Origin of the sequence: Methanobrevibacter sp. TLL-48-HuF1, from assembly GCF_023617305.1 — an archaeon.
GTDB classification, from domain to species: domain Archaea; phylum Methanobacteriota; class Methanobacteria; order Methanobacteriales; family Methanobacteriaceae; genus Methanocatella; species Methanocatella intestini.
Genome location: NZ_CP081485.1, coordinates 1,792,077 through 1,798,491 on the forward strand (window position 1 = coordinate 1,792,077; position 6,415 = coordinate 1,798,491).

Sequence of the window (6,415 nt, forward strand, 5' to 3'; positions counted from 1 at the left end):
ATATATTAGTTAAAGAAGCTAATAAAAACTTTAAAATGGAAAGTTCACTTATGGAAGTTCCATCTTCTGAAGAACCGATGATTAATGATGAAATTGTTTTAAAATTTGATAAAAATGATGAAAATATATTAATTAATATGAATTCCTTTTTAATTAATAAACGCTTTGATGATGATGATGAAATGATTCATTATATGATTTATGCTCTTTTTGGAGTGTCAATATTTGAAGATACACTTTTGAAAAATTCTTATTATATTCCAGCTGAACGATCAATTTTTACTAAAGATAAAACAATAATTTCTAAAAGGATTCAAAATAAGATTGCTTTTTCAAAAAATCAGGAAGATTTTGCACTATCTTTATTTAATTTAAAAGGGGATGAAAAAGGCCAATTTTATGATTTGGCGTGTAGTTTTGAAAAAGAACTTTCTGGAGGTCATATTGTTTTAGAAAAAGATGGATTATTTAATAATGTAAAATATTTAGATTTTAATGAAAACATTAAAGTATCTCCGAAATTATTGTCTACTTCTTTAAATGAAATGGCTGCAATTATACTTTATTTGAAATATATATTAAAAGAAGATGATTTATTGATTATTGAAGAACCTGAAGCTCATTTGCATCCAAAAAATCAACGTATTTTAGTTAAGTATTTGGCTGAGGCTATTAATAAGGGGTTAAATGTATTGATTACAACTCATAGTGATTATGTTATCCATCAATTTAATAATCTTATCCGTTTGGGAAATTTAACATCTGATGAAATATTTAAATTAAATTATGATGAAAATAATGTTTTGAATTTTAAGGATGTTAGTATATATCACTTTAAAGAACAGTCAAAATATTCATTTGTTCCAGAAAAAATTGAAGTTAATAATACGGGTTTTACAGAAGATAATTTCTCAAAAATCACAGAAGAATTATATGAAGAGTCTATAGATATAATTAATTTTTAAAAAGGTGATTTTTTGGGATTTAAACAACATTTTATAAATGAATATGGTGAAAATTACATATTGGATAAATGTAGGGAAAAAGGATGCTTTTTTAAAGATATTAAAAAAGAAGATTATGTAATTCTTGATGGTGATGGTCTAGAAAAAAGAAATGGGAGAAGTTCTGTTGATTGTATTATTATTAAACTAAAAACTAATTTGGATAATAAGTATGATATAATTTTATGTGAATTGACTTCTGGTTCAAGGGATTTGAAAAAAGTCAGACAAAAATTTGAAGATAGTGGAAGTTTAGTTGTAAATGTCATGAAAAATATGGGGGAAGAAATAAATAATATTTCTTGTTTGCTTTTAGGTAAAATAAAAGATAATGGTCAAAGAATAACTTATAAAAATTTGTTGAATCCGGTTTTTATCAAAGGATTTAAAAGGAATGATATTTTTATTAGGAAAGAAAGTTGTGAATATAGTATAAATAATTTTAAATTTAATTAATATTTTTTCAATGTATAAACTACATAAACATAAAAATCAAATATTAGAATATGGAAATTAACAGATATTTTTCAATAGCTAAAAGAGAAGTTAAAAGTTCCATTGTGGATAATAAGCGTCTGATTTGTTTGATGTTTTCATTATATGTTATTTCAGCGGTTCTGGCCTGGATTTTTCATGCTCAGTTACTTGAAATTTTAAATCCTTTTTTAGGTGAAATTAAAGCAGAGATGTCAAGGGAGTTTACAATGGATCCTGCTTTGGAACTGTTTATTAACAATGAAACCGCCGGTCTTACAACATATTTTTCATCTGTTTTCTTTGGAATAATGTCATTTGTCAGTGTTATTGTTAATGGAATAGCTATAGGTATTGTTGGCGGAAAAGTAGTAAGTATGGATCCTTTTCGCATGAGTCTGATGTTTATTGCTTTAATTGTTCCTCATGGAATCTTTGAAATTCCTGCTTTGATTTTTGAATCAGCAGCGGGTGTTTTGCTGTTTCTGTTTATATGGAGATTTTTAAAAACAATTGACACTACCAGAAATGAGGTTCCGGGTTTTAAATTAAGGGCTAAAAATTCCTGGAAGTTAAACAGGATTTATTTAAAACAGTCCATTGTTCTTATGGTATTTTCCTGTTTTTTGCTGATTATTGCAGCACTTATTGAAGGTCATGTTACTGAACATGTAGGTATGTGGGTTGATTCATTTTTCTGATTGACCTTATGTTTTAAATTAGCTAAAAACTTTTATATAGTGTTACATTTTGTCTAAAATGATTTTATTGGGCAAATTGCTTATTTTAAATTATCATAAGTTTCACAGTTTAATGTGTATTGATGAAAAGTATAAAATAAATTAGGTGAAAAGTATAAAAAAATGAATTGTAATGAAAAATATTTGATGATGTAAATACCAGCAGAAACTAAAAGAACAAATTTTAGAGTTATGTGTAAATAGCTAACTATAATATTATCTTGCAGTTATTTTATATGATTGTTTCAAAAGTATATGGGAAGTTGAAAATACAAAATCGTTATTTAATCATTATCTTAAACTTTTTTTATTAAAATTTCCAGAATCATATTTTCCAAATTCTTTTTATATAATCTGTTATTTTTTTCATAAAATTTTATTCAACTTATTTTAAATTTTAACTAATTTTTATTCACTTAATCTCTGAATTAAATGTATATAATTAATATAGTATTTTCTACTAAAGTAATAATGTTGAATTAATAACAATAAATTTAATTTTATCGCAGTTGATTTTTTATGGCGAAAACGAAAGATAAAAACGAATGGGGAAGTAACCTGTCATTTCTGTTGGCTATGATAGGTTCGGCAGTTGGACTTGGAAATATTTGGCGATATCCTTATGTTTTGTACAGTAATGGTGGTGGAGCATTTTTCATACCATATATTGTTGCAATTTTGATTATGGGGATTCCCTTTTTAATTTTGGAATATGGTGTGGGATATAATTTCAAATCTTCTTTTCCAAAAGCGGTTAAAAGCATTTCAAATAAATGGGAGTATTTAGGTTGGTTTTTACCAGTAGCTGTTTTCATGATTCTTATTTATTATTCAGCTATTCTTGGTTGGGACGGATTTTATGTAATTATCTCAGCATTTAAAGGCTGGGGAGCTGATCCAAATGCCTATTTCACAGGCAGTTTCCTTCAGGCAAATGATACTTTAGGAGGTCTTGGTACTTTTGTGCCTTTTGTAGCTATTGCAATGCTTGTAGGATGGGTTATAATGTGGGTTATTTCCCATACTGACTTGGAAAAAGGTTTAGGTAGGGTTTCTAAAGTTTTAGTACCTTTATTATTTGCTATAATGATTTTTATTGTACTTTTCTCTTTAACATTACCTGGTGCAGGTATTGGACTTGCAGAGCTGTACAATCCTGACTGGAGTTTGTTGCTTAACTTCAATATTTGGATGGCTGCATTTGGTCAGATGATATTTTCATTAAGTTTAGGTATGTCTATTGCATTTACCTATGCAAGCTATACCAAGGATGATTCAGATTTGGTTTCCAATGCATTGTGGGTAACTGTAGCTAACTGCGGTTTTGAAAACTTTGCAGCTATTGGTGTGTTTTCAATTCTCGGATATATGTCACTTCAAAGCGGTGTGGCAGTGCCTGATTTGGTAACTCAGGGAACAGGTTTGGTATTTATTGTATATCCTACTGTATTTAATGTACTTGGAGATTGGGCTTCTGTAATTGGACCGTTATTCTTCTTTACAGTATATTTAGCTGGTCTGACAAGTATTTTATCAACAATTGAACCTTTATCATTTTCCATCCAAAACAAATTTGGCTGGTCACGTAATAAAACCATGACTGTTTTATGTGTCTTCGGTGCAGCGGTTTCAATGATTTATGCAACAGCTATGGGTTCATATATTCTGGGAATAGCCGATACATTTGTTAATCAGATAGCTATTTTAATTGGTGTTATATTTGAATGTATTGTATTTGCTTGGATATTTAAAGCAGAAAACATTATTCCTAAACTTAATGCAAAAAGCAAATCAATTAAATTAGGTAAATGGTGGCTTGTTGTAGTTAAATATGTATTGCCGATTTTCATTGCAATTGTATGGGTTGGAGGAATTTTAGAAGTTATCTCCTCAGGATCCATGTTGGAATTGGCTATTCTGGTTATTTTAACTGTAATCTTACTTGGTGCCACATTTATATTTACTAAACTGCCTGCAAAATCCGGCGAATGGGATGAAGTCAAACAGAGACTTTAATCCTATTTTAATTTTTTATTGAAGTGATATTATGGCAAATGAAAAAAATGAATGGGGAAGCAATATCTCATTTCTGCTGGCTATGATAGGTTCTGCAGTTGGACTTGGTAATATCTGGAGATTTCCTTATGTTCTCTATAGCAATGGTGGAGGAGCATTTTACATTCCATATATTACAGCAGTACTGATTTTAGGTATTCCATTTCTGATTTTGGAATATGGTGTTGGATATAATTTCAAATCTTCTTTTCCAAAGGCAATTAGAAGCATTTCAAAGAAATGGGAATATTTAGGCTGGTTTTTACCGGTAGCTATTTTTATGATTCTGGTTTATTATATTTCCATTCTCGGATGGGACGGATTTTATGTAATTATCTCTGCATTTAAGGGATGGGGAGCAGATCCCAACAATTACTTTACAAATACCTTTTTGCAATCAACAGAATCTGTCAGTGGTATTGCAACGATTGTGCCGATAATAGCTATATCAATTCTTGCAGGATGGTTTATATTGTGGTTTATTTCACACAGAAACCTGGAAGACGGAATAGGCAGGGTTTCAAAAGCACTGGTACCTCTGTTATTTATAATAATGATTGGTATCGTAATATTTTCATTGACATTACCTGGAGCAGGTATCGGACTTTCACAGCTCTTTAATCCTGACTGGAGTTTGTTAGGGGACTTCAATATTTGGATGGCTGCATTTGGTCAGATTATATTCTCCCTAAGTTTGGGAATGTGTATTGCATTTACCTATGCCAGCTATGCTCAGGATGACTCTGATCTGGTTTCAAATGTTTTGTATGTTGCAGTGGCAAACTGCGGTTTTGAAAACTTTGCAGCTATTGGTGTGTTTTCAATTCTCGGATATATGTCACTTCAAAGCGGTGTGGCAGTACCTGATTTGGTAACTCAGGGGACAGGTTTGGTATTTATTGTATATCCTGAAGTATTTAATGTGCTTGGTGGTATAGCTAATATTATCGGACCGTTATTCTTCTTTACAGTATATTTGGCTGGTATAACAAGTGTTTTAGCATTGCTTGAACCGGTATCTGTATCTATTCAAAATAAGTTTGGCTGGTCACGTAATAAAACAGTAACTGTTTTATGTATTATTGGTGGAGCCTGTTCAATGATTTATGCAACAGCTATGGGTTCATATATTCTGGGAATAGCCGATACATTTTTAAATCAGATAGCTCTGCTAATTGGTGTTATATTTGAATGTATATTGTTTGCATGGATATTTGATGCAAGTAAAATCATTCCATCACTTAATAAAAATAGTAAAACCTTAAAAATTGGTAAATGGTGGATAGTTGCAATTAAATATATCATTCCGATTGTTTTAGGATTTGTATGGATTGGTGGGTTGTTTGGAGTTATATCTTCAGGTTCAATTGTAGAATTAAGTATTTTAGCTATTTTAGCTATTCTTTTAGTTAGTTTCACTATTATACTTAAGAAATTACCTGCAAAATCCAAAGATTGGGATGAAACACAGCAAAGACTTTAATGTCTTTTTCTTTTTATTTTATTTTTTTAAACTTCCTGTTTTATAAATTAAAGAGTTATTTTTTAACTTTATATAATTTTTAATAATTAATAATTCTAATTTTTTAAAATTAACTAATTAAGCTTTGTTTTATAAGTTATTGGAAGTGGATTATTATTTTGGTATTTTAAACTTCTATATTTTCCTATTTTGTATAAATTGAATGAATAGCTAAAATGTCAATTTTGACATGTAAAATAATGAACATTAATTAAAATTATCTTTAATTTTTGTACAGTTAACTATAAATAAAACAAAGTCATTAAATAATTATTGTGAAATTATGATAGTGATTTTACTGGAGTTTCACAAAAATCTAAACATTTAAAAAATCTATTATTGGAGGCAAATTCAATGGATGTAGAATTTGAATTTAGCTTTGAAGAGGATGGATTTATGATTTATGTTAAACAAATCAATTAATTAATTTACTGGCTGTTTAAAATAATTAAATATCAAATTCACCTGTTGTGTTTAGTTATATGATGATGGTAATATGTTTACCATTATTATCTTTCTCTTATTTTTCTTTTTGGTGCTGTTTAAAAAATTTATTTTTCAGGTTAATAAAATATAGAAGTTATATATATATCTTAAAAGACATATATAATTGTATAATT

The 6,415-nt window shown here is 28.8% G+C and carries 5 protein-coding genes; all 5 read left to right on the forward strand.

The genetic code is table 11. The features are described 5' to 3' along the window. Positions 1–35: 35 nt before the first annotated feature. The 5 genes from K4897_RS08500 to K4897_RS08520 all read left to right on the forward strand — a co-directional run bounded on the left by K4897_RS08500 (position 36) and on the right by K4897_RS08520 (position 5,756). Entirely contained in the window at positions 36–965 is a 930-nt protein-coding gene (locus tag K4897_RS08500; protein ID WP_250416053.1) for an AAA family ATPase, read from the forward strand. A 12-nt stretch (positions 966–977) separates the two neighbouring features. Further along, positions 978–1,460, forward strand: coding sequence for a hypothetical protein (locus tag K4897_RS08505; RefSeq protein WP_019268184.1), 483 nt, complete (start codon positions 978–980; stop codon positions 1,458–1,460). Positions 1,461–1,510: 50 nt separating this feature from the next. Continuing rightward, complete coding sequence (locus K4897_RS08510; RefSeq protein WP_250416055.1) at positions 1,511–2,179, forward strand: stage II sporulation protein M; 669 nt, start codon at positions 1,511–1,513, stop codon at positions 2,177–2,179. Positions 2,180–2,737: 558 nt separating this feature from the next. Beyond that, positions 2,738–4,234, forward strand: coding sequence for a sodium-dependent transporter (locus tag K4897_RS08515; RefSeq protein ID WP_019265370.1), 1,497 nt, complete (start codon positions 2,738–2,740; stop codon positions 4,232–4,234). A gap of 31 nt (positions 4,235–4,265) precedes the next feature. Further along, positions 4,266–5,756: a sodium-dependent transporter gene (locus K4897_RS08520; protein ID WP_250416057.1), complete on the forward strand. Its 1,491-nt coding sequence runs from the start codon at positions 4,266–4,268 to the stop codon at positions 5,754–5,756. Positions 5,757–6,415 lie beyond the last annotated feature (659 nt).

Excerpts from the sequence above, each read along its gene's own strand:
- K4897_RS08500 (WP_250416053.1), top strand. The coding sequence starts at position 36 with ATGGAAAGTTCACTTATGGAAGTTCCATCTTCTGAAGAACCGATGATT.
- K4897_RS08510 (WP_250416055.1), top strand. The coding sequence starts at position 1,511 with ATGGAAATTAACAGATATTTTTCAATAGCTAAAAGAGAAGTTAAAAGT.
- K4897_RS08515 (WP_019265370.1), top strand. The coding sequence starts at position 2,738 with ATGGCGAAAACGAAAGATAAAAACGAATGGGGAAGTAACCTGTCATTT.
- K4897_RS08520 (WP_250416057.1), top strand. The coding sequence starts at position 4,266 with ATGGCAAATGAAAAAAATGAATGGGGAAGCAATATCTCATTTCTGCTG.